The following is a 26,478-nucleotide window of genomic DNA, read 5'->3' as shown; positions in this document are numbered from 1 at the left end:
GCCATCGCGAGCAGGCTCGCTCCCACATTGGGATGCGTTTCCCTGTGGGAGCGAGCCTGCTCGCGAAGAGGCCAGCCGTCGCAAAAAAGGTTCTCAGGCCTTGCTCACCACTAGGCTAAAGCACATCGGCAACTGCGCCTGCTGGTTCAGGTAGCAGTCATACACCTCTTCCCGGTTCGAATGCGCATATTCCTGAAAATCAACGATGCTCAGCCCCGCTCCAATGGCGCCGCTGAAGATCGCGCCCAGCGTATGCACGTACCAGTACGACTTCGCCGCCGGCTGCTCGACCTTGCCGACATACACAATCGGTTCTTCCTGCACAAACGGCTCGACACGGAAATACGAGCTGGCGAGGCGGTAGGGATCTTCAGCCTGCGGATCAACCATTTCCAGAAACGGATGGGTTTCGTAGATCACCAGTTTGCCGCCCGGCTTCAGCACCTTCGCGACATGATGGAAGAATTCGCCGATGTCAGGCATCCAGTTGAGTACACCAATGGTAATCAGGGCTACGTCGAAGCGGTTATGCAGCGATGCGGGCAGATGGTGGATGTCGCTCTCGACGAATTCGGCAGTATGCGGCGAGCGGCTGTTGAGCTCGCGGGCCTGCTCAAGAAACGCTGCCGATTGATCGACGCCGACGACACTGCGGGCACCCAGCGCAAACAGCGACAGGCTCTCCCGACCGTTATTGCAGCCCAGTTGAATCACGTCTTTGCCGTCGACGTCCAGCAAGCCGCGCAAAGTGTCATCAAGGCAGCAAAACTCTGCCTGCGCGACATCGTTGAGCAATGCCTGCCAGTCCGGCGAATCCTGATGATGACGGGCGGAATCGTTCCACGCCTGTCGATTGCTTTCGATGGCGGTTTTGGGGTTGGGCACTTCCATGGCGCTACTCCGGGTGAGGCTCGTGATTGAGCGGCGTGAGTCTAGAACAGACCCGGGTGGTGGTTGTTCCAATGTTGTAATCACACTGCGCAGTCCTCTTCAGCGAGTCCTACAGAAAAAGGAAGGAACTCGGGATACCCCAACCGTTTTCCTACATCTTCCGTCGGTTGGCCGTCGGAAGCGCTCAGGCTAGGATTTGACGAACTACAAGTACTCATGGAGCTCGACCCAGATGCAGTTCATCCAGACAACGACGACAGCAATCCCTGTACCGAATAGACTGCCAGGCATTGATCCCGGAGGCACAATGGACGGCAAAATCTTTCCCGACGATTCAGGGTTTGAAAACGACGAGCAGGCTGCCAGTCATGATCGCTGGTTGCGAGCCAAGGTGCAGGCGTCCAGAGATGATCCCCATCCGAGTCTCCCCCATGAGGACGTGATGGCGGACATGCATGCCTTGATCGAATCCATGCGAAAAAAGGCCGATGCAGATTGAGTGGCGGCCCGAAGCCAAGGCCGATCTTTCGAACATCCTCAGATACATTGGCGAGAGAAACTTTGCAGCCGCAGTGAGTCTCTCGAAATCCATCGAAGAATCCACAACCTCACTCTCCGTTCATCCCCATCTCTACCGTAAAGGTCGATCTCCCGGCACCCGGGAAATTGTTGTACATCCTAACTACGTAGTGATTTATGAGGTGACGGATCGAATCGAGATACTTAGCGTTTTGCATACCCGACAGGAATATCCATAACGACATCGCAGGAAAAAACGGTGTGACGTTCGCCCGATCGATAACACGCCGTTTGTTTGCCCAGTAGGCACCACTATCAAAGATTCACATGACTCTGGTTAAGCCGCTCACGCAAAAACTCCACCAGCGCCTGCACCGGCCGCGAAGCCTGGCGATGCTGCGGATAAACCGCCGACAGGGTCAGTGGCTCCGGGCGTAAATCATCCAGCACTGGCACCAGCCGCCCGTCCTTCAACGCCGCGCCGACGATGAAGGTTGGCAGATAAGTAATGCCCATCCCCTGCACCGCTGCGTCTCGCAGCAGTTCGCCGTTGTTGACGCGCATACGCCCGGTGACGTTGATCAGCAGCGGTTTGCCCGGTGCTTCGTTGAAGCGCCATTGCACCGAGCGACCGTGGCCGTAAGGCAGGCAATCGTGGCTGTGCAGGTCTTCGGGTTTGAGTGGTGTGCCGCGTTCGGCGAGGTAGGCCGGGCTGGCGCAGTAGACCCGTTCGATGCTGGCGATACGTCGGGCGATCAGAGTCGAGTCTTCCAGTACGCCGATGCGCAGGGCCAGGTCGTAACCCTCGCCGAGCAGGTCGACCGGGCGATCGCTTAAATCGACCTCGACGGTGACTTCGCGATAACGCTGCAGGAACAACGGCAGCAGACAACCCAGATGCGCCACCGCGAACGACAGCGGTGCACTGAGGCGAATCGTGCCGCGCGGCTCGGCGGTTTCGCCGGCGATGCCCTGCTCGACCTGCTCGACTTCTCCGAGCAAACGCAACGCCGATTCGTAATAGCTCTGCCCCAGGGGGGTGACGTCGAGGCGGCGGGTCGAGCGGTTCAACAAGCGCACACCGAGGCGCTCTTCCAGTTGCATCAAACGGCGGCTGACGAATTGCTTGGACAGGCCCAACTGATCGGCCGCAGCGGTGAAGCTGCCGGAGTCCATCACCTGGCAAAAAATACGCATGTCTTCGAACGGGTTCATTGTCACTCTCTGGTGGACAGTTAAACGCTTTATAGCCGCTTTTTCGCTTTTCAGCAGCCCATTAATCTGTGCTCACGGTTTGAAAACAACCCTGAACATAAAGAGCTGCCGAAGGCAGCCATCTGATCGTTGGGACGCGGAGCGTCCCCGGCTGCATTCCCACGCAGAGCGTGGGAACGATCAGAAAATCAAAATCATTCAAAAGGATTTCACCATGAACATCGTCAAGAAAACCCTCGCCGCGTCCCTCCTCGCCCTCTCCGTCAGCAGCGCTTTCGCCGCTGGCAGCCCTGGCGTCGAACACAACACCCAAGCGTTCCTCGATGCCCTCGCCGCTGGCGGTGGTCGTCCGCTGGAGCAACTGAGCCCGAAAGACGCCCGTGCGGTACTGACCGGTGCGCAGGCTTCGGTGAACGTTGATCTGTCCGGTGTGGAAGTCAGCGACAAGGCGATCAAGGTCGATGGCCAGACCCTCAACCTGAAAGTGGTGCGCCCGGCCAAGGTCAAAGGCGAGTTGCCGGTATTCATGTTTTTCCACGGTGGCGGCTGGGTACTGGGTGACTTCCCGACGCACCAGCGCCTGATCCGTGATCTGGTGGTCGGCTCGGGCGCTGTTGCGGTGTATGTCGATTACACGCCATCGCCGGAAGCGCAGTACCCGACCGCGATCAACCAGGCGTACGCCGCGACGAAATGGGTGGCCGAGCACGGCAAGGACATCGGTGTCGATGGCAAGCGGCTGGCGGTCGCCGGCAACAGCGTCGGCGGCAACATGGCGGCGGTCGTGGCGTTGATGGCCAAGGAGCAGCAAACCCCTGCCCTGCGCTTCCAGCTGTTGATGTGGCCGGTGACCAATGCGCAGTTCGACGACGGTTCGTACCAGCAATTTGCCGAGGGCCATTTCCTCACCAAGGGCATGATGCAGTGGTTCTGGGACAACTACACCACCAACCCGGCCGAGCGTGCGCAGATCCATGCCTCGCCGCTCAACGCCAGCAGCGAACAGCTCAAGGGCCTGCCCGCTGCGCTGGTGCAGACCGCCGAGTTCGACGTGCTGCGTGATGAAGGTGAAGGCTATGCGCGGCACCTGGATGCGGCCGGAGTGCCGGTGACCTCGGTGCGTTACAACGGGATGATTCATGACTTTGGTCTGCTCAATCCGCTGAGCCAGATTCCGGAAGTCAAAGCGGCGGTGCGCCAGGCGGCGGCTGAACTGAAAACTCATTTGCAGCCTTAACCGCAAAAGATCGCAACCTGCGGCAGCGCCTACCCTGGAATACGATTCCCTGTAGGAACTGCCGCAGGCTGCGATCTTTTTTCTCACCAGCGTCGCGGAGTACCGGTCATGACTCTTTTCTACGCCCACCTGCTGTCCTGGAGCGCCGTCCTGCTCCTGCTCGACGCCGCACTCTGGCACTTCTCGCCCTTCAGCCACCGCGCGCCGCGAGTCGGCGTGCGTCTGGCGCTGTTTCTGGCGTTCAGCGCGCTGGTGATCAATGCCGGTGTCAGCCCGTTGCAAGCTCCGCTGTTCGCTGATGATCGCGTGGCACAACTGGGGGCGACGGCGCTGGGGATTCTCTGGTGGTTGTACGCAGCACGGGTGCTGACCGAAGTGATCGGCCTGGCGCTGATGCGCCGCATCGGTCACAGCGGACGCTTGTTGCAGGATGTCATCGGCGCGCTGGTGTTTCTGGTCGCCATTGTTGCGGCAGCCGGTTACGTGCTGGAGCTGCCAGTCAAAGGTCTGCTGGCCACTTCCGGGGTGGTCGCTATCGTCGTCGGTCTGGCGCTGCAAAGCACCCTCGCCGACGTGTTTTCCGGCATCGTCCTCAACACCACCAAGCCGTATCAAGTGGACGATCTGGTGATGATCGACGGCGTAGAAGGCAAGGTCTTCGATATCGACTGGCGCGCCACGCACCTGCTGACCAGCGCCGGCACCATGGCCGTCGTACCGAACTCGGTGGCGGCCAAGGCAAAGATCGTCAATCTCAGCCGGCCGAACAACATGCACGGCGTCTCGATCAGTATCAAGGTGCCGAATCACATTCGTCCGCGGCGGGTATTGGATGCCCTTGATCGCACCTTGCAGGGCAGCAGTTCTCTGCTGCTCAGCCCGGCGCCGAAAGCCGTGCTCAAAGAGGCCGGCGAAACCATGTCGGAATACGTTGCCAGCGGTTTCATCGCCGAGCTGGGCAAGAAGAGCGAAGTGCGCAATCAACTGTTCGACCTCGCCCACCGCCATCTCGAAGCGGCGGGTATTTCCCGGCATCCCGACGGCGTGATCGAACCGTCGAGCCGTGCTCGTGCGTTGCTGGACGAGGTGAAGATTTTCCGCTCGCTGAGCAGTGAAGAACGCGATCGCCTGGCTGAGTCGATGGTCGCGCAGCAGTACACGGCCGGTCAGGTGGTGCTGGATCTGGACGAGGTGCCGGACAGTCTGTTCGTGATCGCCACGGGCGTAGTCAGCGCGACGGTGCCGGACGGCAATGGCCAGACCGAGGCCGGGCGCATGGGGCCGAGCGAAGTCATGGGTGAGCAGAGCATTCTTGCCGATACACCGTCGCAGGCGACGTTCACAGCGCTGACGTCGAGCATCATCTATCGTCTCGACAAACAGTTGACCCGTGAGTGCATGGACAAGCGCAGCGAAGTCGGCCGGGCCTTGAACAAGTTGCAGGCGGTGCGTCAGCAGAACAGTCGCCTCGCGTTGATGGCCAAACCGGTGGCGGTGAAAAAAGGTGGTTTCTTGGGTTGGTTGCAAAAACGCTGATCTGAAACTTTGAAGATCAAAAGCTCACCCCCTCATCGGAACGCCGCCCGCCCAGCCCTCTCCCCCTAAGGGGGCGAGGGTGAAAGGGAGCCGATCTCCATGCGTTTCAAGAGCGGAGCTCGGCTCGGTATTGCAGGTCGATGCAACTCTAGCAAACAACGCTGTCAGTCCCCTCTCCCTCCGGGAGAGGGCTAGGGTGAGGGGCTTTTGACTTTCGACCAGATTACTTGGCAGTGAACTTGGTGTAGCTGTTGATCAGGTTGCGATAGTTGGGCAGACGCTCGGACAGCAGATGCGCCAGACCTTCCATGTCGTTGCGCCAGTCGCCCTGCAGCTCGCAGGCCACAGCGAACCAGTTCATCAGATGTGCACCGGCGGCGGACATCCGCGCCCACGCTGCTTGTTGCACGGTGGTGTTGAAGGTACCCGACGAGTCGGTGACGACGAACACTTCGAAGCCTTCAGCGATCGCCGACAGGGTCGGGAAAGCTACGCAAACGTCGGTCACGACACCGGCGATGATCAGTTGCTTGCGGCCGGTGGCCTTGATCGCTTTGACGAAGTCTTCGTTGTCCCAAGCGTTGATCTGGCCTGGACGCTGGATGAACGGCGCGTCAGGGAATTGCTCGAGCAGCTCGGGCACGATCGGGCCGTTTGGACCTGCGTCGAAGCTGGTGGTCAGAATGGTCGGCAGCTTGAAGAACTTGGCGATGTCGCCCAGTGCCAGCACGTTGTTCTTGAACTCGTTCGGCGAGAAATCCTGCACCAGCGAGATCAGACCGGTCTGGTGGTCGACCAGCAGGACGACGGCATCATCTTTGTTCAGACGCTTGTAAGGAACGCTCATGGCAAAACTCCTGGATGGATGGTTGTTACGGGAAGCGCCGGCCCTGATGACCGGCGCTTTTTTTCAAACTCAGAACGCGAAGCAGGAACAGCCGAACGCGCCCCAGAAACCGGCGAAATCGCTGACCGGTGCATTCGACATCCGCGCTTTTTCATGGCTGTGGGTGTGTACGGCGCATGGCCCGCTGCACTGGTGAACCTGCGCCTGCAGTGGCGAGTTCGGGCGCCAGTGGCCCGGTACCTTGACCACTGGCGACCAGTCCGGCAGCACCGGAATCGAGCGCGGGCCGAGGTCTTCGAAGTCGCCGGCGGCGTAGACAATCTTGCCGCCGACCACGGTCATCACCGACTCGATCCACTTGATCGCTTCTTCTTCAACGCTGAAGAAGTCCGCGCTCAGTGCAGCGAGGTCTGCCAGTTGGCCGACGCGGATCTGGCCCTTCTTGCCCTGCTCCGAAGAGAACCAGGCGCTGCCGTGGGTGAACAGTTCCAGCGCAGTGCTGCGTGGCAAACCTTCTTCATAAAGGGCCAGACCGCCAACGGTGCGGCCGCTGACCATCCAGTACAGCGAGGTCCACGGGTTATAGCTGGACACGCGGGTGGCGTCGGTACCGGCGCCGACCGGCACGCCTTCGGCGAGCATGCGCTTGATCGGTGGCGTGGCTTCGGCGGCTTGTTTGCCGTAGCGATCGACGAAGTATTCACCCTGAAACGCCATGCGATCCTGAATCGCGATACCGCCGCCCAGCGCTTTCACACGCTCGATGTTTTGCGGGGTGATGGTTTCGGCGTGGTCGAAGAACCACGGCAGACTGTTGAACGGAATGTCGCGGTTGACCTTCTCGAACACGTCGAGCATGCGGCTGATCGATTCGTTGTACGTGGCGTGCAGACGGAACGGCCAGCGCTGCTCAACGAGGTGGCGCACCACCGGTTCCAGTTCCTGTTCCATGGTCTGCGGCAGGTCCGGGCGCGGTTCGAGGAAGTCTTCGAAGTCGGCGGCGGAGAACACCAGCATTTCGCCGGCGCCGTTGTGGCGCAGGTAGTCGTCGCCCTGATGCAACTTGACGCTGCCGGTCCAGTTCTGGAAATCGGTCAGTTCTTCTTTCGGCTTCTGGGTGAACAGGTTGTAGGCGATGCGTACGGTCAACTGGTCGTCTTTGGCCAGTTGTTCGATCACTTGGTAATCGTCCGGATAGTTCTGGAAACCACCGCCGGCGTCGATCGCACTGGTCAGGCCGAGGCGATTGAGTTCACGCATGAACTGGCGGGTCGAGTTGACCTGATATTCCAGCGGCAGCTTCGGCCCTTTGGCCAGGGTCGAGTAGAGAATCATCGCGTTCGGCCGCGCGACCAGCATGCCGGTCGGGTTACCGTTGCTGTCGCGCACGATTTCGCCACCCGGCGGGTTCGGCGTGTCGCGGGTGTAACCGGCCACGCGCAGGGCGGCGCGGTTGAGCAGCGCACGGTCGTAGAGGTGCAGGATGAACACCGGAGTATCCGGCGCGGCCTGGTTGATTTCTTCCAGGGTCGGCATGCGTTTTTCGGCGAACTGGAATTCGTTCCAGCCACCGACCACGCGCACCCATTGCGGGGTTGGCGTGCGGTCGGCCTGGTCCTTGAGCATGCGCAGCGCGTCGGCGAGCGATGGCACACCTTCCCAGCGCAGTTCGAGGTTGTAGTTCAAACCGCCACGAATCAGGTGCAGGTGCGAGTCGTTGAGGCCAGGGATGACGCAGCGGCCCTTCATGTCGACCACTTGTGTGGCGCTGCCCTTGAGGGCCATGGCCTCGGCATCGTTACCGACGGCAACGAAGCGACCGTCCTTGATCGCCACCGCACTGGCCAGTGGTTTTTCCCGGTCTACGGTATGAAACTGGCCATTGAATAAAATCAGATCGGCGCTCATCGCAGTTCCTCAAGCGAAAGTGAAAAGAAGCAAACCCCGCTCAACGCGGCGAGGTTTCTTGGGAATCGAGGTGTTCATGGGCCTGGCTGGCTTCCAGCCACGGGGTGAACAAACGGGTAACCGGCGGCATCACCACGTAGACCACCGAGAGGACGATGGTCAGGGTAATCAGGAACGTGGCGACCACGTAGTTGGACAGAAGCGGATGCAGCGCCAGCAGCGGCCCCCAGATCAGCGGCACCAGCAGGGTGTGCGGCAGAATCACCAACAGCGTGACGACAGCCTGCTTCCAGCGCGGCGGTGGCGAGCCGGCTTCGGCCAGCGGTGTGAACCAGAATTCATTGACCGGCGCGACTTCGGTCTGATCGCCATCGGCGAGCATCGGTGCGGCTTCAGCCACCAGCGCCTGACGCTCGGAGGATTCCAGCCAGCCCTGCATCGCTTCGGTGGAGCTGAAGCGCAATACGCACGTGTAGAAATCCAGACGCCCGCGCTTGCCGCGCACCACGTCCACACCCAAATGCCCTTCGCGCTGCCCGGCGACGCGCACGATGTTGCGCAGCCATGCTTCATACGCCGATTCGAAACCGGCCTTGACCGAGTGTTTGATGATCAACGTGACGGTCTCATCGGCCCCCGGTGCTTGTGAATTGAGGACTTCAGGCATAACGCAGCACTCCGGGCAAACGAACAGGAATCGCCAGCCGTCCGGGCCCGGCGATCAATACGGTGGTGAAAAGAATCAACAGCAACCAGCCAAACTGCCCTTCAGCCACACTCCATTGCGGATGCACGACCAGCAGCGCCACGAGCAGTACAAAGAGAATAGGCAAGCAGGCCAAACGCGCCAGCACACCGGCGACGATCAGCAACGGGCAGAGGACTTCGGCGAAAATCGCCAGGATCAGGGTCAGATGGGCGCCGAGGTGGAACGGGTCTTCGATCAGTTGCAGCTGCGCGGTGAAGTCCAGCAACTTCGGCAAGCCGTGCACCCACAAAAGAAACAACCCGCCGCTGACCCGCAGGAACAGCAACCCGATGTCGCGCGCCTGTTCATCCCTCGTAGCAATCATGACCCGCCCCTTGAATGTCATTGACGGGAATCATGCCAAGGCCGGGGCGGAAGAAATTGGATGGGTGTGCTTAGTTGCTTTTCAGGTCTTTGATGTTTGATCGTTCCCACGCTCTGCGTGGGAATGCAGCTCGGGACGCTCCGCGTCCCATCCAACGCCGAACGCGGAGCGTCCGTTGAGGCATTCCTTTGCTGCGCGTGGGAATGATCAGCATCGGAGATCGGCGCTGGGATCTAGATCGCCGGAATATCCAGCGGCGCCGCCATGAACTGGCTGATCCGCGAGCGCAGCCATTTCTCTGCCGGGTCGTTGTCGTGCACCCCGCTCCAGGCCATCGACAATTGCGCGGCATCGATCGGGAATGGAGGGTCTTCGGCACGCAGGGCGCAGCCTTCGACCAAGGCACAGGCGGCGTAATCCGGCACCGTGGCGATCATCTCGGTACCGGCGAGCAAGGCGCGCAAGCCGCTGAACTGCGGCACACCAAGAACCACCCGGCGGCAGCGGCCGATCTTGGCCAGATCCAGGTCGATATTGCCGCTCAGATCACCGGAGAACGACACCATCGCATGCGGACGCGCGCAATATTCGTCCAGCGTCAGCGGCCCCGGACGGTCGTCGCCGCGCAGCACTTTGCAGGGAATATCACGCAGCTTCTTGCGCTTGGCATTGGCCGGCAGATCCGTGGTGTAGCTGACACCCACGGAGATTTCTCCAGAGGCCAACAGCGCCGGCATCAACAGGTAGTTGGCGCGGCGTACCACCACGACAATCCCCGGCGCCTCCTGCTGAAGCTGGCGCAACAGCGGCGGAAACAGACCGAACTCGGCATCGTCCGACAGACCGATGCGAAACACATCGCAACTGCTCGCCGGTTCGAATTCCTTGGCGCGGCTGACCGCACCGGAAATCACATCCATCGCCGGTTGCAGCTCCTTGAGGATCGCCAGCGCCCGCGCCGTCGGTTCCATACCGCGACCGTTGCGCAGCAGCAACGGATCGTCGAACAGATCACGCAAGCGCCCCAGCGCCGCACTTACCGCCGGTTGGCCCATGAACAGTTTTTCGGCAACGCGGGTCAGGTTCTTTTCGAACATCAACGCTTCGAAAATCACCAGCAGGTTCATGTCGACGCGGCGCAGATCGTTACGGTTCATGGGCGTGGTTTCCTTATCGGTGTCAGACGCGTTTTGCCACTGGCGCTGGGCACTTTACTCGATCAACGGCACTTTCGCCGCGCGTTTGTAAGGGCCGTACTCCACCGGCACCCACTGGAAATGTTTGCCCTCGGCGGTGATGTGGCCGATGCCCGGGAACGGCAGATGCGCTGCCGTCACCCAGGTCTTGCTCGCCGCCGCAGCACTGAACACTGCCTGCCGACTGGCGATCGCTTGCTGACTGTTCACGTCGAAACCGATCGAGACTTCCGGGTGCAAGAACTGCACCGCGAGGTTGTGCACCAGATCGCCCATGAACACGATGCTCTGCTGCTGCGAGGTGAAGCGGTATGTGGTGCTGCCCGGCGTGTGGCCGGCTTCGAGGGTTGCTTCGACCAGTCCCGGCAATGGCGACTGCCCGGCGGCAAACGTCTTGAAGCGACCGGCGGCAACGTAGGGCGCCGTCGAATCCTGGGCAATTTTGAAAAATTCTTTGGCTCCCGCCGGGGCCTTGGCCAGTGCTGCCGGATCAAGCCAGTAATCGGCCTCTGCCTTGGCCGCATAGACGGTGGCATTGGCGAACAGCGGCTTCTTCTGTGCATCGACCAGACCACAGACGTGATCGAGGTGCAGGTGGGTCAGCAAAATTGTGTCGACCTGCTCAGGCTTGTAACCGGCGGCCTGCATGTTGGCCGAGAGTTGGCCTGCGGTGGCGCCGATGCACTGCCCTGCGCCGGTGTCGACCAGAATCAGTTGCGTGCCGGTGTTGACCAGAAAGGCATTGAACGCCGTCTGCACGCCCGGGGTTTCAATCGAACGGCGTGCGAGCAGCGCGCGAATCTGACTCTGGCTCATGCCCTGCAACAACTTCGGCGACAAATCGTTGTAACCGTCGAACAACGCGGTGACTTCGTAATCGCCCACCGCCATGCGGAAATAACCCGGCGCCTGAGTGCCCACCTGCGGTGCCTGCGCCATCGCGCCGGACATTGCCAGCATGACCGCCAGGGCCGTTGCTGCTTTAACCAAGCCTTTCATTGCATTCCCCTTTGAACCTGGCCAACGGCGGCCGTGCTTTGTCGACATCGTCGCGCAAAGCACCGGGCGCTGACTTGCAAGGATGTGCTGAGTTCCAGCCTGAGCGAGGAAATTAACAACGATTAACTCGTCAGCCTCAAGTCCTCGCCCAACAATGAAACCCTCTGCGCAGCGTTGCTTTTTTGACCTGAGGGAATGCGCCGACCGTGTATTCCCCACCGACACGGACCTTGGCCATGGCTTATCTACAGCAAACCGTCGCCCTCGCCCCTGCCTGCGAACCGCGGAAGAACACGACTGGCGGACTCAGTCCGCAGCGCGAACGCCAGATCAAACAGTTGATCCTGGATCGCTTGGGCGAAAGTCTCGAAGTGGCTGAACTGGCCCGGGCATGTGCACTGTCGCGCAGTCACTTCTCCCGTGCATTCAAATGCAGCACCGGCCTGTCGCCACAGGACTGGATCCGCGCCCAGCGCCTGGCCCGGGCCAAGTTGCTGATCCAGCACACCGACTTGAGCCTGACGCAAATCAGCCTCGAATGCGGCTTCTGCGATCAGGCGCACTTCTGCCATATGTTCACCCGCAGCGAGGGCATCAATCCCTTCGCCTGGCGCTGTCGAGTCATGGGCAAGCCGAAAAACACCGCAGCACAGCCTGCGGTGTTTTGACTGCTGCCGTTACGCCACCCGTTGCACTGATGCTCAAACCTGAGGATTATGCCCGGACACCCCGGATCAGACGGCCTGCGCATGCGCCAGGGACTGATTCGCCCTGTCCGCCGCATCACCGCAGGAGCGCGCTGTTGAGCTTTTCCCCGAATCAGGCCATTGCCTTTGGCCCCTATCGGATTCATCCCGGGCAACGATTGCTACTTGAAGGCCAACAGCCTTTGCGCCTGGGACGGCGGGCGATGGATATCCTCCTGATTTTGCTGGCCCACGCCGGTGAAGTGGTGAGCAAACAGCAATTGATGGCCGGCGTCTGGCCAGACAGCGTCGTCGAAGACATCAACCTGCGCGTGCACATGGCGGCGCTACGTAAGGCGCTGGGCGACGGGCAGAACGGCCAGCGCTACATCGTCACCGTGGCGCAGCGCGGCTACAGTTTTGTCGCACCGATCGTGCTCGACAGCATCGAACAAAAACCGGCGATGCCCGTCGCCAGACACAACCTGCCGCTGCGTCGTACGCGGATGATTGGGCGCCAGCCCGTGATCGATCACCTGATCGCGCAACTGCCGCGCCGACGCTGCATCACTCTGGTCGGTCCCGGCGGCATCGGCAAGACCACCGTAGCCCTGCGCGTCGCCGAACAATTGCTCGACCAGTATCGCGACGGCATCCGCCTGGTGGACTTGGCGCCCATCGCCGATCCCGCGCTGATCGGCTCGCATCTGGCGACGCTGCTTGATCTGTCCGCGCCAGAAGGCGATGCGCAGGCTAGTCTGGTCGACGGCCTGCGAGAACGGCAAATGTTGTTGGTGATCGACAACTGCGAGCACTTGATCGATGCGGTCGCGTCGCTCAGCGAGCAGATTCTGCGCGGCGCGCCCAAAGTGCATATTCTCGCCACCAGCCGCGAGAGCCTGCGTGCTGAGGGCGAATTCGTGCAGCGTCTGGAATCGCTCGAATGCCCGCCCATGTCGTCGCCGATGGAGCCGGCTCAGGCGCTGGGCTTTGCCGCGCTGCAACTGTTTGTCGAGCGCGCGACCGCGGCGCGGGAAAGCTTTCAACTGAGTCGCGCCGAGCTACCGCAGGCGATCGAAATCTGCCAGCGCCTGGACGGCATTCCGCTGGCGCTGGAACTGGCCGCCGCACAGGTCAGCGAATTGGGCATGGACGGATTGCTCAAGCAATTGCGCGAGGGTTTGCCGCCATTGTCGGCTGGACACCCCAGCAGCGCCGAGCGCCACCTGACCCTGCGCGCAACGATGGACTGGAGCTTCAACCTGCTCAACGCCTGCGAGCAAACCTGTTTGCGGCGACTGGGAATTTTCCGCGGCAGCTTCACCCTCGCCTCGGCGGCAGCGGTGGTCATCGGCCAACAGATCGACCCCGGCGCGGTGTTCACCGCTGTCACGCAACTGGTGGCCAAATCCCTGCTGAGCGTCGAAGTGGGCGACGAAGATGTTTTCTACCGGTTGCTCGACACCACGCGCCACTACGCACTGGAAAAACTCGAACAGGCCAACGAGCTCAGCGCAACCCGCCAACGCCACGCCGAGCGCTGCCTGACACTGATGCAGCAGGCGCAGGCGGATTGGGACAATACTCCGACTGTATTGTGGATGGAGCGCTATGCCAGGGGGCTGGAGGATCTGCGCGCGGCGCTGGACTGGAGCCTCGACGGGCCGGGACCAGATGAGCTGGGAGTGCAACTGGCAGCCGCGTCGGCACCGTTGTGGCAGGAGCTGTCGTTGCTGCGCGATTACAGCCGCTACGTGCGCCGGGCACTGAGTCTGCTGGACGCTTCGCCAGCAGGCTCGCTCCCGCCGCCCTGCCCTAGCCTGCAAATCGCCTTGAAACTGGCGCTCGGCAGCGCCAGCTATCACACCTGGGGCGGCACGCCACAAACGATCCAGGCCTTCGTCGACGCCTGCCGCTTAGCCGAAGAACACGGTGACTTGGCCGGGCAACTGCGTGCGATATCGGGGCATATGGCGGTCAATCTGAGTTGCGGGCATTACCGCATGGCGCTGGCGCAGAGTGAGCAATTCGACCGCATCGGCGTGCACGGCGAGCCACTGCTGTCGCTGAGCACGCATCGCTTGCGCGTGCTGGCCCTGCATTACGCCGGCGACCAACCGCAGGCCCGCGTACATGCCGAGCAAGTGCTGCAACGCATGGCCCACAGCGGCCATCTCAATCGTTTCACCCATGGTTTTGGCGTGCAGTACGACCAAAGCGTCGCTTCGCTGACGGTACTGGCCCGCGTGCTATGGCTGCAGGGTCTGCCAGAACAGGCATGGCGCGCGGCACGGCAGGCGCTGGATATTGCCGTGCAGATCGACCATGGCACATCGATCTGCTACACGCTGGCGCTGGCCAGTTGTCTGATCGCCCATTACAACGGTGACGCCGCTAACGCCCGCGCACTCCTGCAATTGTTGCTGGAGCAGTCGCAGAAGCATTCGGTGCTGCTGTTCAATAATTGGGCGCGGCACTACGCGCAGGTGATCGATCCGGATAATGCCGCGCCGATATCGACGCAGAGCAGCGGTCTGATCCGGGAAGTGATGGTTACGCTGGATGAGCGTTTTGTCGATGAGGCACTGGTGGGGCGCGCGCGCAATGGCGATGCGGGTTGGAGTGCAGCGGAGATATTGCGGGCGCGGGCGGCGGCATTAGTGAAGGGTTCGGAGTGGCCCCTTCGCGAGCAGGCTCGCTCCCACAAGGGGTCGGTGTCGGGCGCAAATTCCGAGTTGTGCTCTGTTTCCTGTGGGAGCGAGCCTGCTTGCGAATCGGCCTGCTCAGACACCGCTGAAACCCGAGAAGCCGAACAAATCCTGCAACAAGCGCTGACCATCGCCAGAAGCCAAGGCGCGTTGGCCTGGGAGCTGCGCAGCGCCACGGACCTTGCGCAGTTATGGCAACGCCAGTCCCGCCATCGCGAAGCATGGGATTTGCTCAGCCCCCTCTACCAGCGCTTCACCGAAGGCTACGCCACACCGGACTTGCGCAAGGTCCGCCTGCTACTCGACAGCCTGCGCGAGCAGTGCCCGGCCTGACGCATTGCGCGTGCGGCTGAGATAGCGCGCATGACGCTGTTGCAGTTCGAGCCTGTCGTCGCTGCGCTCAAAGCGATCACGAGCATAGCGGCGCACGGTGTTGAGCATCCAATAGCGCGCCATTGCCCGGTTGGGTTCTTGAATGAGCAATGACTTGCGCGCCAACCCTTCGATAATTGCGCTCAACCTGGATCCCGCCAGATCCACGCTGCTGATCACGCTAAGTGCAGCCTCCAGAGTAAAGCCCGTGCTGAACACCGACAGACGCAGCAGCACCCGCTGTTCCATTTCCGTCAGGTACTGGAAGCTCCAATCGATCGCAGCGGCCATTGACTGATGGCGCGGCTCCGCGGTGCGCCGGCCTTGGCCAAGCAACTGCAGACCGTTTTCAACCTGTGCCTGTAAACCGATCAAGCCCAGCGCGTCGATCTGCGCAGCGGCGAGCTCGATCGCCAGCGGCAGACCGTCCAGTTGGCGGCAGATCTCGCGCACGCCTGACAAATCCTGTTGACGCAAACTGAAGCCCTGTTGCCGCGCTCGCGCGCGATTGACGAACAACTGCACCGCCGGATAGCCCATGGCTTCCTCGACGGAGTTCAATGTAGAGCGCTTGGGAATCGCCAGCAGCGGCACGTAATGAACGGCTTCCTGTGGAATGTGCAAGGCTTCGCGGCCGGTGACCAGAATCGACAGGCGAGGCGCGGCATGCAACAGGGTCTCTACCAGAGTCGCGCAACTGTCGCGCCGGTGATCGCAGTTATCCAGCACCAACAAGGCGTGCCGGCCCGTCAGTGTGAAAAAGTCTGTATTCAGGGCGTGCAACAGGTGGTCGAGCAAGGGTTTGTCATCTTCGAGCATGGCAAGGTCGACCCACCAGGCGCCATCGCGAAAGTATTGCAGCAGCAATTCCGCCACGCGCAGTGCCACAGTGGTTTTGCCAACACCCGGCGCACCGGTAATCGTCATCAAGCGACATACAGGCATTTGTCGAACCAGACTACCGATCAGGGCGTCGCGCCCACTGACTGGCGTCAGTCGTGCCGGAAGATTGTGCAGGGGCGTGAGCGCGGCAGCGGGCATGCTCAGCGCATCACTGGTGCCCTGCTCCACCGGGGCGACAAAGCTGTAGCCGCACTGCGCCACGTGAATGATGAAACGCTGACCGTTTATGCCGTCACCCAGTGCGCGGCGCAACGCTGCGATGTGCACCCGCAGGTTGATCTCTTCGACGATCGATGTCGGCCACACACGAGCAATCAACTGCTCTTTGCTGACCACCTCACCCGCGTGTTCGAGCAGCACCTGCAGAATATCCATGGCGCGCCCGCCCATGCGTAGCGGCTGCTCGCCTTCAAGGACCAGACGTTGGCGCACATGAAAGGCGTAGGGGCCAAAACGCAGCACCGAACCTTGGCTTGTGTCGTTGTGATTATTCATGCCAAACATCTTGGCACTGTTGCGTGACGATACAACCGCCGGAGCCGACGCAGCACGGACATCCGGCTGCGTCTGACGGACAGAACCGCTCTAGCTGAACTGTTCGCGGTATTGTAACGGCGTAAGACCGAGCTTCTCGGCGAACAGCGAGCGCATGTGCCGGACACTGCCGAAACCACTTTTGTAGGCGATGGTTTTCAGTGGCAGATCGCTGGTTTCCAACAGGTTTCGCGCGCAGTCAATGCGGGCATTCTGCAGAAACTCCATCGGCGTCATGTTGATGTCACGAGCAAACAGGCGAGCAAAGTGCCGTGCGCTCATATTGGCCAATCCGGCCATGCGCTCCACTGTGAAGGGCTCATCCAAGTGTTCAAGTACGTAATTCTGCGCGCGGGTGATGGGCGTTTCTTGCGGTGAGACTGCCGCCATCAACGGGCTGAACTGCGCTTGCCCGCCCTGGCGCTTCATCACCACCAACAAGACCTTGGCGACGTCCTGGGCGATTTTCTTGCCGTGATCCCTGGCCACCACCGCCAGCGCCAGATCGATGCCAGCGGTCACGCCCCCCGAAGTGATGAGATTGCGATCCTCAACGTAGATCTGGTCGGTGGTCACCGTGGTTTTCGGGAAAGCCTTGATCAGGCGCTCGGTGTAGTTCCAGTGCGTGGTGACGCGATAACCATCAAGCAGGCAGGCATGGCCGAGGATGAATGCGCCAGTGCAAATCGAACCGTAACGCTCCGCGCGCGGCACGGCTTTTTTCAACCAGCCAAACAGCTCGGGAAATCTCTGGTTATAGGCGCCGGGGCCGCCGGGCACCAATAACAGGTCATAGCGCTCGGCCGCCTCGTCGATGTGCAGATCAGCCTGAACCTGTACACCATTGGAAGCCTTGAGCAAGCCGCGCTCCGTCCCTAGTGTCGTCAGTTGATAGTGCAAATCAGGTTTCAGATAACGGTTGGCGACTGAAAACACTTCCAGCGGCCCGGCCATGTCGAGCATCAGAAAGTCGGGGAACAGCACCATTGCCACGGTTTTCATGGTAGGCATCACACATATTCAAGGGTCAATACGCACGCTACAGCCGGGGCATTATGGCCGACTGTGTCGTCATGAGCGTGTTCGAATGCGTGAACCATAACGCAAAACTGTCAACCTGAGCCGGACAGTCTTTCAATTTCCATCTACTTATTGCCTCCCAAGGTAACCAGTAACCTTCTCCTCACTCGGACGAATTCACGTCCAGCCAGGAGATTTCATCATGCTGACTCTTCGCAAAGCCTCCGATCGCGGCCTCGCCAATCACGGCTGGTTGAAGTCGTTTCACACCTTTTCTTTCGCCAGCTACCGCAACCCGCGTGAACAGGGGTTCTCCGATCTGCTGGTGATCAACGATGACCGCGTCGCCGCCGGCAAAGGTTTTGGCCAGCACCCGCACCGCGACATGGAGATCTTTTCCTATGTGCTCGAAGGCGCGCTGGAACACAAGGACACCCTCGGCACTGGCTCGGTGATCCGTCCCGGCGACGTGCAATTGATGAGTGCCGGCAGCGGCGTGGCGCACAGTGAGTTCAACCACTCGGCCACCAAGCCCGTGCACTTTCTGCAAATCTGGATCGTGCCGGACGTCAGCGGCGCCAAACCGCGCTATCAACAGGAGCATTTCAGCGCGCAGAAAAAACGCGGTCGCCTGCAACTGATCATCTCGCCGGACGGTAGCAACGGTTCTCTGAAAGTCCGTCAGGATGCGCGGGTCTACGCCGGGTTATTCGACGGCAAGGAAAGTGCCACGCTGAAATTGCCGGCCAATCGTTACGCCTACGTGCACGTTGCGCGTGGCAGTGTCGAACTCAATGGCCAAGCCTTGCAGGAAGGCGATGGCGTGCGGGTTCGTGAAGAACAGCTGCTCACTTTGAGCAACGGGGTCGATGCCGAAGTGCTGGTGTTCGACTTGCGCCCTCAGGAGTTGCCGGAAATGCCATGATCTGGCGCGATGCAGAACGGCCTTCCAATGAAGGCCGTTTTTTATTGCGGCGGCACTGTTGAGGGCTGTACGACCGGTTTGGGTGACGATACCTCTTTGCCAATCTGAATCGCTGCCAGCGTGGTCTGTATGGTGGTCAACACCGCCGCCTGATTGGCGAAATGTGCGCCAACCAGCAAGGAAGCCACGCCGAGAAAATGCACAGTGGTGGCAGCCCAGTAATTGGCCTTGACCGTCGATGCCTGTCTGATCGCTTCCCGCGATTCGTCGGCAATTTTCTGCACGCCCATCCACATCAGGTCATAACGCTTGTCCCGTTCCTGTAGGGCCTTGTCCCGCTCTGCCTGAGCAGCGAGGAACCCGCGAATGTCGGCGCGCATTTCTGCCACGCGGCCGTCCATCCTCGTCTCGATGGTTTCTATCCTCGCATCGAATTCTTCTCGACTTATGCTGCTCATGGTTTGCCTGTCCCGCCCTGCATTCGATCTGTCCGTGACCGCATATTGATTCACTTCCCTGATTTTCAATTCGGCACCTTTCTATGGCTACGCGGCCTTCCCTGGCTCTTCGTTTCGATGCGTAACTGAGGTCTGCATCGAGCTGCTGCCACGATAAAACTCGTCACTTCCTAAAACAAGCCGGCCCATTCTGCCTCGGACGTAGGCTGTTTCGTCAGACGTTGTAGCCTCGGCAAAGGCCTGAACTCACTATTGGTTTTCCGGCGCAAACGCCTCCACGATCTGCTCGATCACGGCCCGTACCCGCGCGGTGTGGCGCAAGTCGGCGTGGGTGACCAGCCAGACTTCATACGGCTGCGGCCGGGTCCGCTCCGGCCAGAGTCTGACCAGGCCGTCGCGTTCGCCCATGTACACAGGAATCTCGCCTACCCCGAGGCCGGCGGCAAGGGATCGACGCACTAGAAGGCTGGAGCTGAGCGTGGCGACGATGCGTCCGCGGGTCAACGGTTCAGAGACTAGCGTAAGGTCTTTTTTGCTCTGTAAGTACGGCTGATAGACCACCAGATCATGGCCCTCGAAAGCGCTGCCGGGCTGCGGCTCTCCATGGCGATCGACGTAGGCCTGTGCTGCGAAAAGTCCTACAGGCCAACGGGCGATCCGACGAGCGATCAGATCAGGGTTATCCGGCCGGGTATTGCGCACCGCGATATCGGCCTCGCGCTTGGCCAGACTGAGGATTTGCGTCGACGCATCCAGCTGGATCTGCACATCTGGATGTTGATCATGCAGGCGCGCCATCGCCGGAATGATGAAGTCAATGGCCATCGAGTCGGTGGTGCTGACCCGTACATTACCGGTAAGACGGTCATCCAGCCCGTGGATGTGTCGCTCCAGTTCCAGCGCCGAATGCTCCATTTTTTCCACACTTTTACGCGCCGCTTCACCAACGGCGGTCAGCGCATAACCGTCGGAGGTTCGCAGGAACAGCGTCGCGCTCAATGCCTTCTCCAGCGCAGTAATGCGCCGTCCGACCGTGGCCTGATCGACGCCCAGAACACGCGCAGCCCCGCGCAATGTCGACTCGCGACAGACCGCCAGAAACACTCGCGCATCATCCCAATTCATACGGATCCTCTTTGAAGCATTTTTGCATCATTGTGCCGCTTAATCGCTGCATATGCGCAGCAACGATAGCCGATAAGCTGAGCGCCATACACCTCTTGTGAGATCGCGATCATGCGTACTGCAAACTCTACCGGCATCTGGCGGCCGATCTTCGCCGGACTTTGCGCCAGTCTGGTCAGCATTGGTCTGGCGCGTTTCGCTTACACGCCATTGATCCCTTCGCTGATTCAGGCGCAGTGGTTTTCGGCCAATGATGTCGTCTACCTCGGCGCGGCCAATCTGGTCGGCTACTTGATCGGCGCCCTGCTCGGTCGGCCCCTGGCTCACCGAACAGGCAACCGCAACGCCTTGCGCCTGATGATGCTGGCGGTCACGGCGGCGTTCTTTGCCTGTGCTTATCCGCTGTCGGTGAGCTGGTTCTTCGGCTGGCGTTTGCTCTCCGGGATTGCTGGCGGCGCGATCATGGTGCTGGTGGCGGCAACCGTGCTGCCTCACGTTCCGGCTTCTCGCAGAGGCTTGGCCAGTGGCGCAATCTTCCTCGGCATCGGCCTGGGGATTGCCGGCTCCGGCACCATCGTGCCGCCACTGCTGACTCTTGGCTTGCAGGCAACATGGCTGGGACTGGGCGCGCTGGCGTTGTTGCTGACCGCGGTGAGCTGGTTCGGCTGGCCTGCGGATACCACGCATGCCGTGGCTGCGCACGCAACGTCGGCTGATGAGCCAACACCGCCAGGCGTTTACCTGTTATTCGCTCAATACGCGTTCATGGCCGCCGGGCTGGTGCCTGCAATGGTGTTTCTGGTGGATTACGTAGCGCGTGGATTGGGTGCCGGGGCGCATATCGGCGCAATGGTCTGGGTCATGTATGGCCTGGGGGCGATTGTCGGGCCGGTGACTTACGGCTTCCTGGCCGACCAGCTCGGCGCCCGCACTGGTATTCGACTGGTGTTGGTAGTGCAAGCCATCGCCCTCGGTTTGCTGGCCGTCTCCCATTCATTTCTGGCGCTGGCTTTACTGGCGGTGATTCTCGGCTCGTTCCCGCCGGGCATCGTGCCGCTGGCCCTGGCCCGGGTGCATGAACTGGTGCCGTCGCATCACCGTCAGCAGATCGCCTGGAGCCGCGCCACTGTGTCATTCGCAACCTTTCAGGCGCTGGCCGGGTTTGCCTATTCGGCATTGTTCAATGCCTCGGGCGGCCAGCACACGCTGCTTTTTGTGATCGCCGCTGGCGCGATCGTCGTCGCTCTCCTGCTGGAGCAAGCCATGCGCTGGCTGCCCTCTACAACTGAACCCCGTTGCGCGGCGAACTGAAGGGAATCATTGCGCGCTGCCAGCGTTCCCATCTACACGACCTTTTTCACAGGAATCAACAATGTCACTGCCCAACGAAATGACCCGTATTGAAATCACCGAACCCGGCGGCCCTGAAGTATTGCAAGCCAGGCGCGTGCCTCTGCCGACCGTTGCCGAAGGCCAAGTGCTTATCCGCGTTCATGCTGCCGGCATCAATCGTCCGGATGCCTTGCAGCGCGCCGGCAAATATCCGATGAAACCCGGGATGGACCCGATTCCCGGCCTGGAAGTGGCTGGCGAAGTGGTTGCACTGGGTCCCGGAGTTACGCGGTTCGCTGTGGGTGATCGTGTGTGCGCACTGACCAATGGCGGCGGATACGCCGAGTATTGCGCGGTACCAGCCGGCCAGACTTTGCCTGTGCCGGATGGAGTCGATTGGGTCCAGGCCGCCGCGATTCCGGAAACCTTTTTCACCGTCTGGGCCAACCTGTTCGGCCTCGGCGGTGCCAAGGCCGGCCAGCGCGTGCTGATTCACGGCGGCACCAGCGGCATCGGTACCACCGCGCTGATGCTCTGCCATGAATTCGGTATTGAGGCGTTCGCCACCGCCGGCAGTCCTGAAAAATGCGCCGCAATCAGCAAACTTGGCGGGCAGCCGATCAACTATCGGGAAGAAGATTTTGCCAAGGTCATTGCCGAGAAGACCGCAGATCAAGGCGTGAACGTGATTCTCGACATCATGGGTGGCTCGTATCTGAACGGCAACATCAGCGCACTGGCAATGGATGGCCGACTGGTGATGCTCGGCTTTCTCGGTGGCGCCCGCGCTAACGACGTGGATCTGCTGGCGATCCTCGGCAAACGCGCGGTGGTCACCGGTTCGCTGCTGCGCGCACGTACCGCTGCGGAGAAAGCCGCCATCGCCGATCAACTGCAAGAACACGTTTGGCCTGCCCTCAGCGCCGGGCGCTGCCTGCCGATCATCGACAAGGTTTACCCGCTGGCTGACGCGGCTCAGGCCCATGCCCGCATGGAGGGCGGCGATCATATCGGCAAGATCGTCCTGCAAGTGGCGTGAGCGATTGCAGCATCTTGTAATCGTTGCACATGCACGGTGGTCTAAAATAATCACGCGCAGACCGAGGCATCTGGTAAAAAGCGTTCTTTGTCTGCGCCGTGGTGAAACGATTAATGTTCCTGTCCTTGCTGACTCGTCTGCGACGCCGCCGCCTGGCGTTCGCCATGATGGCCGCGCTGATCATCGGCGTGCCGACGAGTTGTGCGGTGCTGGAACACACCGAGCGCAAACTGCTTTTTCGCATTGAGCCGGGCACTGCCGGCTGGTATCGCGGACTGCCCGGCAGCGTTCAGGAACTCGATCTGCAACCGAAGAGTTTCAAAGCCGGGCAGAACATCCATGCCTGGTGGTGGCCGGCTGAACGTGCCAATGCCCCGGCAATCCTTTACTTGCATGGCGTGCGCTGGAACCTCACCGGACAGTTGTTCCGCATAGAGCAACTACGCGCGGCGGGCTATTCGGTGCTGGCCATCGATTATCGAGGGTTCGGCCAAAGTAAGGGTGATTTACCATCCGAAAGCAGCGTTTATGAAGATGCCCGCGTGGCCTGGGAGCGCTTCCAACTGCTGCAACCGGACCCGAACAAGCGCCTGATCTATGGCCACTCTCTCGGTGGCGCGGTGGCGATTGATCTGGCGGCCGAACTGGGACAGAACGCGGCGCGCAACCACACACCTCTGCCGGTTCGCGGTCTGGTCATTGAATCGACCTTCACTTCTCTCGCCGACGTAGCCGCCGCCGTGGCCAACACCTCGCTCCCGGTGCGCTGGTTGCTCTCGCAGAAATTCGACTCCATCGACAAGATCGCCAATATTCATATGCCGCTTTTGGTGGTGCATGGCCTGGCTGATGCCTTCGTGCCGCCGCGCTTCAGCGAGCAGCTGTTCAATGCCGCTGAGCAGCCCAAGCGCCTGTTGCTGGTGCCCGGAGCAACGCACAACAACAGCATGGCGCTTGGCGGTCAGGGGTATCGCAAGGCTCTGGATGCGTTGATGCAGAGCAAGCCGTTGCCGCGGGTGGCCGGGCCGGCAGTCGCCAAGGGTTCTGGCGATTCCTAAGCTGTGTTACCAGTGCTGGATAAAGAGGCATCAGCGCCGAGCCAACTCATGCCGTACGCATTGCTCATAATAGGTCTGCTTGACAGCTGCCGGTTTGAGCTTGGAACTGCTGTTGTAGGTCTGCTCGGTAATCCCCATCGCTGTCATGCGCATCCAAGGCTGCTGGAACCGGCGAACCTGCAATTGCTTGCGCGCGCCATACAGTGAAACTCCTGACAATTTCGATCGCTGCGCCCCGGCAGCGATATCCGAGCCCCAAGTGCAGGCAAAGCGATGGCCTTTGCTTAACTCTTTTGCCTGCACTCCCGAGGCGATCAAAGCCAGGGAAAGCATCGCAACGGTGATGACAATCGTCCGCATATAGCCAACCTAACCTTTTGAAAAAAGGCGATTTTGCCGGGGCGAAATGTCTCTGGGGGCCAGCAATTTGCCTGCTGTCGGGATTTTTTTCATCAGGGTGAAATTCGCCGCTCGTCCAGTACCGCGCACCTTCGCCAGACAGGCCTATCCAACGCTGTACATCCCACCGCGCAGAAGGCCCACGTGATGAACAAGAAAATTTTCGCCCTGTCGTTTTTCAGCCTGTGCCTGATCGGCCCGATTCATGTTTCGGCAGCCGAATCTACGGCGGGCGCCGCCACCCCTGCTACGGCCCTGCCCGGCGTCAATCATGCAGAAAGCTCTCGCGACCATGACGAGAAGGCGAACAAGAAAGGCGAAGAATCCTCAGGCGCCAACGCGGGATCAGAGCCGCATGAGACAGAGAAGGATGCGGCGACGTCGAGCGATTCCGAAGACCTGGATAAAGAACCCGCTCAGTAAAGGTGGATTCGCTTTTAGTGACGAAAATCCGACACCGAAACTAGCGCAACACCGGGTGATATCAATATGATGCGCGCACTGGCCGCCATAGAGGGCGGCCAGAGGAAAATACATCCAAGGAATGCAAATGAAAGATTTCGTCATCGGCGTCAACAACATCGTTCTCTACATCGCATTGGCGGTCATCCTGATCGTTTCCCTCTTCATGATGAGCCAGAGCTTTCTCTCGGGTCTAGGTATGTTCGTAGGCGGCACCCTGGGCTGGTGCATCGTCTCCGGCTTCTGGTTCGTGCAATCGGCGACCTATGAAGAACTGCGCAAGTTGAACTCGAAAACCAACTGATCTGCGCCGAGTATTCGCTAAAGAGAAAAGGCCAATGTCATCGACATTGGCCTTTTTTTAGCGGCGAAGAGACTGGTTCGTCATTGTTTGGTGCACTGAGCGCCAAGTCCCATGCCCATGGAACCCAGAGCTACCATCGGACCGCTCGGTAGTTCGCAGGTATATTCGCCATTCTCGGTTTGAGCGGTGTAGAACGTTGTATTGAAGTCGCTGCGGATGTTGGAAACCTTGATCACGGGTTTGCCGATGGTGGTCTGTGCTCGATTCTTGAGATCACTCTCCCCCGGCTTTACGGTCTGGCATCCAGTGACCGCGAGGACCATTGTTGCGAATAAAGCGAGAACCGGAATAGTCCTTGATGAGTTCATTGCAGATCGACCTTTTTGATTTTGTACCGGAAAAATTTGACAGTCAGCTGCCAAGCGACAGGACTTTAAGTTCGAGCCGGAACAGGGGCAATTAGGTCGGATGTGCTAATGGCTGAAGGCTAGTGGCGCTCTCAGTGAAGTTTTGCGACTGCCTTCGGGATCGCAGGTCGCTACTAATGAGTTTGTGAAACTACTATCCGCAAGCGATCACCGCCCCCCTCCTGGCAATCGATACGGACGGGCAAAAACAGCTGGATGACTTCAATGTTGCTGCGCAAATGATCAGTCATGCGCGGCGTGGTGAACGATCCACCGCCGGCCAGCGCCATCGGCAACAGCAACTGATCGGCCAAGTGCTCAGCGACCGCAGCATCACTGCGCAGCCAGTCAGCAGCCTGATTGATCGCGGCATCCGCTACTTTCTCAGCGCGTAACGACACTTGGCCAAATGCGCTGAACACTTCAGTGACGTGCTCGAAAACGTACTCAAGCAATAACACATTGCCCGGGCCGCGTGCCGGATCAAGCGTCACTTGGTGCAGCGCGTCCGCTGGCCAGTTCAACCGCTTGGCCACTTGGCTCAGTTCTCGCTGAGCGACGGTAGGCGCAAGTCCGGCAGTCAGCGCCAGAGCCTGCCGTGAAATCGCCTCGCCGCGCTCACACACATCCAGTCGCGTCAGGCGCGACGGCTGCACCGTCACGGCAATCTCGCCACCGCCAGCCGGTACGAAACCATGACGCAGCAACTCCAGCTCGACATTGCCGCCCATGCGCCGCAGCAGCGGTAGCCAACTGCGCGAGAGGAAATCCGTCGGCGGTGCCAGCGGATTGTGGGTGCCACCGGAGATTGTCACTCGACTGGCCTGCGGCGCCTGCAACAAGGCTGGCAACAGCGTCTGTAGCACCAGCGTGCAACTGCCCGCCGTGCCAATAGCGAACTGAAAGTTGCCTCCGCTAATCTCGCCCGGTTCGAAGCTCAGGGCTCGCGACCCCAGATGCGCACCAGATATCTCTGCACCACAAACCTCGGCCGCCGCCATCACGGCTGTCAGATGTTGACGCAGCAGTCCTGGACGGCTGCGTCTGGCGCGGATCTGTTTAATACGAAACGCCCGGCCTGTCACCATCGACAGGCTCAGCGCACTGCGCAACACCTGGCCACCACCAATGGCGCCGTCCAGTTCAATTATGTCTTTCATTGCCAATCCCTTACGCGTTCAGCCCGACGGTGTCTCGGAGGTACCATTTAGCCGTCGTGAATCTTCCTGAGTTTTCAATAGTGTCGGTACTTCTCGCTCAGGCTCAGCCGCGATGAAACGCTGCCGTGCCGGACGACGCGGCCCAAAGGCGTTCGCGCCAGTACC

Annotated in this window: 27 protein-coding genes; 12 read left to right on the top strand and 15 right to left on the bottom strand. The window is 60.4% G+C overall.

Annotated elements, in window-relative coordinates:
* Positions 1 to 93 precede the first annotated feature (93 nt).
* On the bottom strand, positions 94 to 891 hold the full coding sequence (locus ACYSTU_RS16010; RefSeq protein ID WP_498999952.1) for a class I SAM-dependent methyltransferase: 798 nt from the start codon (positions 889 to 891) through the stop codon (positions 94 to 96).
* A gap of 307 nt (positions 892 to 1,198) precedes the next feature.
* On the opposite strand from ACYSTU_RS16010, the gene relB reads away from it, so the two are divergent.
* Both relB and ACYSTU_RS16000 read left to right on the top strand, forming a co-directional pair.
* Entirely contained in the window at positions 1,199 to 1,390 is a 192-nt protein-coding gene (relB, locus tag ACYSTU_RS16005; protein ID WP_038862015.1) for a type II toxin-antitoxin system RelB family antitoxin, read from the top strand.
* The gene (locus ACYSTU_RS16000) at positions 1,380 to 1,649 is read left to right on the top strand and encodes a type II toxin-antitoxin system RelE/ParE family toxin (protein WP_082228561.1); all 270 of its coding nucleotides are present in this window, start codon (positions 1,380 to 1,382) and stop codon (positions 1,647 to 1,649) included. The genes relB and ACYSTU_RS16000 overlap by 11 nt, the downstream gene beginning before the upstream one ends.
* 76 nt (positions 1,650 to 1,725) lie before the next feature.
* On the opposite strand, the gene ACYSTU_RS15995 is transcribed toward ACYSTU_RS16000, so the two are convergent.
* Positions 1,726 to 2,625 carry a LysR family transcriptional regulator gene (locus tag ACYSTU_RS15995; RefSeq protein WP_024012435.1) on the bottom strand — a complete coding sequence of 300 codons (900 nt, stop codon included), beginning with the start codon at positions 2,623 to 2,625 and terminating at the stop codon, positions 1,726 to 1,728.
* Positions 2,626 to 2,839: 214 nt separating this feature from the next.
* On the opposite strand from ACYSTU_RS15995, the gene ACYSTU_RS15990 reads away from it, so the two are divergent.
* Both ACYSTU_RS15990 and ACYSTU_RS15985 read left to right on the top strand, forming a co-directional pair.
* Positions 2,840 to 3,862 (top strand): alpha/beta hydrolase, encoded by a 1,023-nt coding sequence (locus ACYSTU_RS15990; protein WP_498999947.1) that lies wholly within the window; start codon positions 2,840 to 2,842, stop codon positions 3,860 to 3,862.
* A gap of 108 nt (positions 3,863 to 3,970) precedes the next feature.
* Positions 3,971 to 5,398: a mechanosensitive ion channel family protein gene (locus ACYSTU_RS15985; protein WP_024012433.1), complete on the top strand. Its 1,428-nt coding sequence runs from the start codon at positions 3,971 to 3,973 to the stop codon at positions 5,396 to 5,398.
* A 223-nt stretch (positions 5,399 to 5,621) separates the two neighbouring features.
* Here ACYSTU_RS15985 and ycaC read toward each other — a convergent pair whose 3' ends face one another.
* The 6 genes from ycaC to ACYSTU_RS15955 form a co-directional block, all read right to left on the bottom strand.
* Positions 5,622 to 6,245 carry an isochorismate family cysteine hydrolase YcaC gene (ycaC, locus tag ACYSTU_RS15980; protein WP_016774080.1) on the bottom strand — a complete coding sequence of 208 codons (624 nt, stop codon included), beginning with the start codon at positions 6,243 to 6,245 and terminating at the stop codon, positions 5,622 to 5,624.
* A gap of 69 nt (positions 6,246 to 6,314) precedes the next feature.
* A complete protein-coding gene (locus tag ACYSTU_RS15975) occupies positions 6,315 to 8,153 on the bottom strand; it encodes an amidohydrolase (RefSeq protein WP_498999942.1) in 1,839 nt (612 codons plus the stop codon).
* 40 nt (positions 8,154 to 8,193) lie between these two features.
* Complete coding sequence (locus tag ACYSTU_RS15970) at positions 8,194 to 8,820, bottom strand: antibiotic biosynthesis monooxygenase (RefSeq protein ID WP_041478579.1); 627 nt, start codon at positions 8,818 to 8,820, stop codon at positions 8,194 to 8,196.
* Positions 8,813 to 9,226 carry a DoxX family protein gene (locus ACYSTU_RS15965; protein WP_024012430.1) on the bottom strand — a complete coding sequence of 138 codons (414 nt, stop codon included), beginning with the start codon at positions 9,224 to 9,226 and terminating at the stop codon, positions 8,813 to 8,815. Before ACYSTU_RS15965 ends, ACYSTU_RS15970 begins: the two co-directional genes overlap by 8 nt.
* Before the next feature lie 233 nt (positions 9,227 to 9,459).
* Entirely contained in the window at positions 9,460 to 10,383 is a 924-nt protein-coding gene (locus ACYSTU_RS15960) for a LysR family transcriptional regulator (RefSeq protein ID WP_016774077.1), read from the bottom strand.
* Between the two features lie 54 nt (positions 10,384 to 10,437).
* Positions 10,438 to 11,421, bottom strand: coding sequence for an MBL fold metallo-hydrolase (locus ACYSTU_RS15955; protein WP_422493716.1), 984 nt, complete (start codon positions 11,419 to 11,421; stop codon positions 10,438 to 10,440).
* A gap of 236 nt (positions 11,422 to 11,657) precedes the next feature.
* Here ACYSTU_RS15955 and ACYSTU_RS15950 point away from each other — a divergent pair, with 236 nt between their 5' ends.
* Both ACYSTU_RS15950 and ACYSTU_RS15945 read left to right on the top strand, forming a co-directional pair.
* Entirely contained in the window at positions 11,658 to 12,089 is a 432-nt protein-coding gene (locus ACYSTU_RS15950) for a helix-turn-helix domain-containing protein (protein WP_110646468.1), read from the top strand.
* Between the two features lie 134 nt (positions 12,090 to 12,223).
* On the top strand, positions 12,224 to 15,148 hold the full coding sequence (locus tag ACYSTU_RS15945) for an ATP-binding protein (RefSeq protein ID WP_498999935.1): 2,925 nt from the start codon (positions 12,224 to 12,226) through the stop codon (positions 15,146 to 15,148).
* Here the strand turns inward: ACYSTU_RS15945 and ACYSTU_RS15940 are convergent.
* Entirely contained in the window at positions 15,113 to 16,585 is a 1,473-nt protein-coding gene (locus ACYSTU_RS15940; RefSeq protein WP_071171749.1) for an ATP-binding protein, read from the bottom strand. The genes ACYSTU_RS15945 and ACYSTU_RS15940 overlap by 36 nt on opposite strands.
* A gap of 90 nt (positions 16,586 to 16,675) precedes the next feature.
* The gene (locus ACYSTU_RS15935; protein ID WP_125916447.1) at positions 16,676 to 17,626 is read right to left on the bottom strand and encodes a GlxA family transcriptional regulator; all 951 of its coding nucleotides are present in this window, start codon (positions 17,624 to 17,626) and stop codon (positions 16,676 to 16,678) included.
* A gap of 220 nt (positions 17,627 to 17,846) precedes the next feature.
* On the opposite strand from ACYSTU_RS15935, the gene ACYSTU_RS15930 reads away from it, so the two are divergent.
* Complete coding sequence (locus ACYSTU_RS15930) at positions 17,847 to 18,569, top strand: pirin family protein (RefSeq protein WP_071171748.1); 723 nt, start codon at positions 17,847 to 17,849, stop codon at positions 18,567 to 18,569.
* Between the two features lie 41 nt (positions 18,570 to 18,610).
* On the opposite strand, the gene ACYSTU_RS15925 is transcribed toward ACYSTU_RS15930, so the two are convergent.
* Entirely contained in the window at positions 18,611 to 19,096 is a 486-nt protein-coding gene (locus ACYSTU_RS15925; RefSeq protein WP_241089433.1) for a hypothetical protein, read from the bottom strand.
* Positions 19,097 to 19,276: 180 nt separating this feature from the next.
* The gene (locus ACYSTU_RS15920) at positions 19,277 to 20,152 is read right to left on the bottom strand and encodes a LysR family transcriptional regulator (protein WP_498999931.1); all 876 of its coding nucleotides are present in this window, start codon (positions 20,150 to 20,152) and stop codon (positions 19,277 to 19,279) included.
* Positions 20,153 to 20,263: 111 nt separating this feature from the next.
* Between ACYSTU_RS15920 and ACYSTU_RS15915 the strand changes: the two genes are divergently transcribed.
* The 3 genes from ACYSTU_RS15915 to ACYSTU_RS15905 all read left to right on the top strand — a co-directional run bounded on the left by ACYSTU_RS15915 (position 20,264) and on the right by ACYSTU_RS15905 (position 23,581).
* Positions 20,264 to 21,463, top strand: a complete 1,200-nt coding sequence (locus ACYSTU_RS15915; protein ID WP_498999928.1) for a YbfB/YjiJ family MFS transporter — start codon at positions 20,264 to 20,266, stop codon at positions 21,461 to 21,463.
* Positions 21,464 to 21,524: 61 nt separating this feature from the next.
* Positions 21,525 to 22,523, top strand: coding sequence for an NAD(P)H-quinone oxidoreductase (locus tag ACYSTU_RS15910; protein ID WP_498999925.1), 999 nt, complete (start codon positions 21,525 to 21,527; stop codon positions 22,521 to 22,523).
* Between the two features lie 113 nt (positions 22,524 to 22,636).
* The gene (locus ACYSTU_RS15905; RefSeq protein WP_071171745.1) at positions 22,637 to 23,581 is read left to right on the top strand and encodes an alpha/beta hydrolase; all 945 of its coding nucleotides are present in this window, start codon (positions 22,637 to 22,639) and stop codon (positions 23,579 to 23,581) included.
* A 30-nt stretch (positions 23,582 to 23,611) separates the two neighbouring features.
* On the opposite strand, the gene ACYSTU_RS15900 is transcribed toward ACYSTU_RS15905, so the two are convergent.
* Positions 23,612 to 23,941 (bottom strand): hypothetical protein, encoded by a 330-nt coding sequence (locus ACYSTU_RS15900; protein WP_024012417.1) that lies wholly within the window; start codon positions 23,939 to 23,941, stop codon positions 23,612 to 23,614.
* Positions 23,942 to 24,127: 186 nt separating this feature from the next.
* Here ACYSTU_RS15900 and ACYSTU_RS15895 point away from each other — a divergent pair, with 186 nt between their 5' ends.
* Positions 24,128 to 24,403, top strand: a complete 276-nt coding sequence (locus tag ACYSTU_RS15895) for a hypothetical protein (protein ID WP_136493983.1) — start codon at positions 24,128 to 24,130, stop codon at positions 24,401 to 24,403.
* 127 nt (positions 24,404 to 24,530) lie between these two features.
* Positions 24,531 to 24,746, top strand: coding sequence for a hypothetical protein (locus tag ACYSTU_RS15890; protein WP_016774063.1), 216 nt, complete (start codon positions 24,531 to 24,533; stop codon positions 24,744 to 24,746).
* A gap of 80 nt (positions 24,747 to 24,826) precedes the next feature.
* On the opposite strand, the gene ACYSTU_RS15885 is transcribed toward ACYSTU_RS15890, so the two are convergent.
* Both ACYSTU_RS15885 and rtcA read right to left on the bottom strand, forming a co-directional pair.
* A complete protein-coding gene (locus ACYSTU_RS15885) occupies positions 24,827 to 25,114 on the bottom strand; it encodes a hypothetical protein (RefSeq protein WP_038861489.1) in 288 nt (95 codons plus the stop codon).
* A 173-nt stretch (positions 25,115 to 25,287) separates the two neighbouring features.
* The gene (gene rtcA / locus ACYSTU_RS15880; RefSeq protein WP_136493981.1) at positions 25,288 to 26,313 is read right to left on the bottom strand and encodes an RNA 3'-terminal phosphate cyclase; all 1,026 of its coding nucleotides are present in this window, start codon (positions 26,311 to 26,313) and stop codon (positions 25,288 to 25,290) included.
* Between the last annotated feature and the right edge of the window lie 165 nt (positions 26,314 to 26,478).

Source organism: Pseudomonas glycinis (assembly GCF_054871425.1).
This window is presented reverse-complemented; position numbering and strand designations above follow the sequence as displayed.

Coding starts and splice junctions, on each gene's coding strand:
- ACYSTU_RS16010 (WP_498999952.1), bottom strand. CDS start 891: ATGGAAGTGCCCAACCCCAAAACCGCCATCGAAAGCAATCGACAGGCG.
- relB (WP_038862015.1), top strand. CDS start 1,199: ATGGACGGCAAAATCTTTCCCGACGATTCAGGGTTTGAAAACGACGAG.
- ACYSTU_RS16000 (WP_082228561.1), top strand. CDS start 1,380: ATGCAGATTGAGTGGCGGCCCGAAGCCAAGGCCGATCTTTCGAACATC.
- ACYSTU_RS15995 (WP_024012435.1), bottom strand. CDS start 2,625: ATGAACCCGTTCGAAGACATGCGTATTTTTTGCCAGGTGATGGACTCC.
- ACYSTU_RS15990 (WP_498999947.1), top strand. CDS start 2,840: ATGAACATCGTCAAGAAAACCCTCGCCGCGTCCCTCCTCGCCCTCTCC.
- ACYSTU_RS15985 (WP_024012433.1), top strand. CDS start 3,971: ATGACTCTTTTCTACGCCCACCTGCTGTCCTGGAGCGCCGTCCTGCTC.
- ycaC (WP_016774080.1), bottom strand. CDS start 6,245: ATGAGCGTTCCTTACAAGCGTCTGAACAAAGATGATGCCGTCGTCCTG.
- ACYSTU_RS15975 (WP_498999942.1), bottom strand. CDS start 8,153: ATGAGCGCCGATCTGATTTTATTCAATGGCCAGTTTCATACCGTAGAC.
- ACYSTU_RS15970 (WP_041478579.1), bottom strand. CDS start 8,820: ATGCCTGAAGTCCTCAATTCACAAGCACCGGGGGCCGATGAGACCGTC.
- ACYSTU_RS15965 (WP_024012430.1), bottom strand. CDS start 9,226: ATGATTGCTACGAGGGATGAACAGGCGCGCGACATCGGGTTGCTGTTC.
- ACYSTU_RS15960 (WP_016774077.1), bottom strand. CDS start 10,383: ATGAACCGTAACGATCTGCGCCGCGTCGACATGAACCTGCTGGTGATT.
- ACYSTU_RS15955 (WP_422493716.1), bottom strand. CDS start 11,421: ATGAAAGGCTTGGTTAAAGCAGCAACGGCCCTGGCGGTCATGCTGGCA.
- ACYSTU_RS15950 (WP_110646468.1), top strand. CDS start 11,658: ATGGCTTATCTACAGCAAACCGTCGCCCTCGCCCCTGCCTGCGAACCG.
- ACYSTU_RS15940 (WP_071171749.1), bottom strand. CDS start 16,585: ATGAATAATCACAACGACACAAGCCAAGGTTCGGTGCTGCGTTTTGGC.
- ACYSTU_RS15935 (WP_125916447.1), bottom strand. CDS start 17,626: ATGAAAACCGTGGCAATGGTGCTGTTCCCCGACTTTCTGATGCTCGAC.
- ACYSTU_RS15930 (WP_071171748.1), top strand. CDS start 17,847: ATGCTGACTCTTCGCAAAGCCTCCGATCGCGGCCTCGCCAATCACGGC.
- ACYSTU_RS15920 (WP_498999931.1), bottom strand. CDS start 20,152: ATGAATTGGGATGATGCGCGAGTGTTTCTGGCGGTCTGTCGCGAGTCG.
- ACYSTU_RS15915 (WP_498999928.1), top strand. CDS start 20,264: ATGCGTACTGCAAACTCTACCGGCATCTGGCGGCCGATCTTCGCCGGA.
- ACYSTU_RS15910 (WP_498999925.1), top strand. CDS start 21,525: ATGTCACTGCCCAACGAAATGACCCGTATTGAAATCACCGAACCCGGC.
- ACYSTU_RS15905 (WP_071171745.1), top strand. CDS start 22,637: ATGTTCCTGTCCTTGCTGACTCGTCTGCGACGCCGCCGCCTGGCGTTC.
- ACYSTU_RS15900 (WP_024012417.1), bottom strand. CDS start 23,941: ATGCGGACGATTGTCATCACCGTTGCGATGCTTTCCCTGGCTTTGATC.
- ACYSTU_RS15895 (WP_136493983.1), top strand. CDS start 24,128: ATGAACAAGAAAATTTTCGCCCTGTCGTTTTTCAGCCTGTGCCTGATC.
- ACYSTU_RS15890 (WP_016774063.1), top strand. CDS start 24,531: ATGAAAGATTTCGTCATCGGCGTCAACAACATCGTTCTCTACATCGCA.
- ACYSTU_RS15885 (WP_038861489.1), bottom strand. CDS start 25,114: ATGAACTCATCAAGGACTATTCCGGTTCTCGCTTTATTCGCAACAATG.
- rtcA (WP_136493981.1), bottom strand. CDS start 26,313: ATGAAAGACATAATTGAACTGGACGGCGCCATTGGTGGTGGCCAGGTG.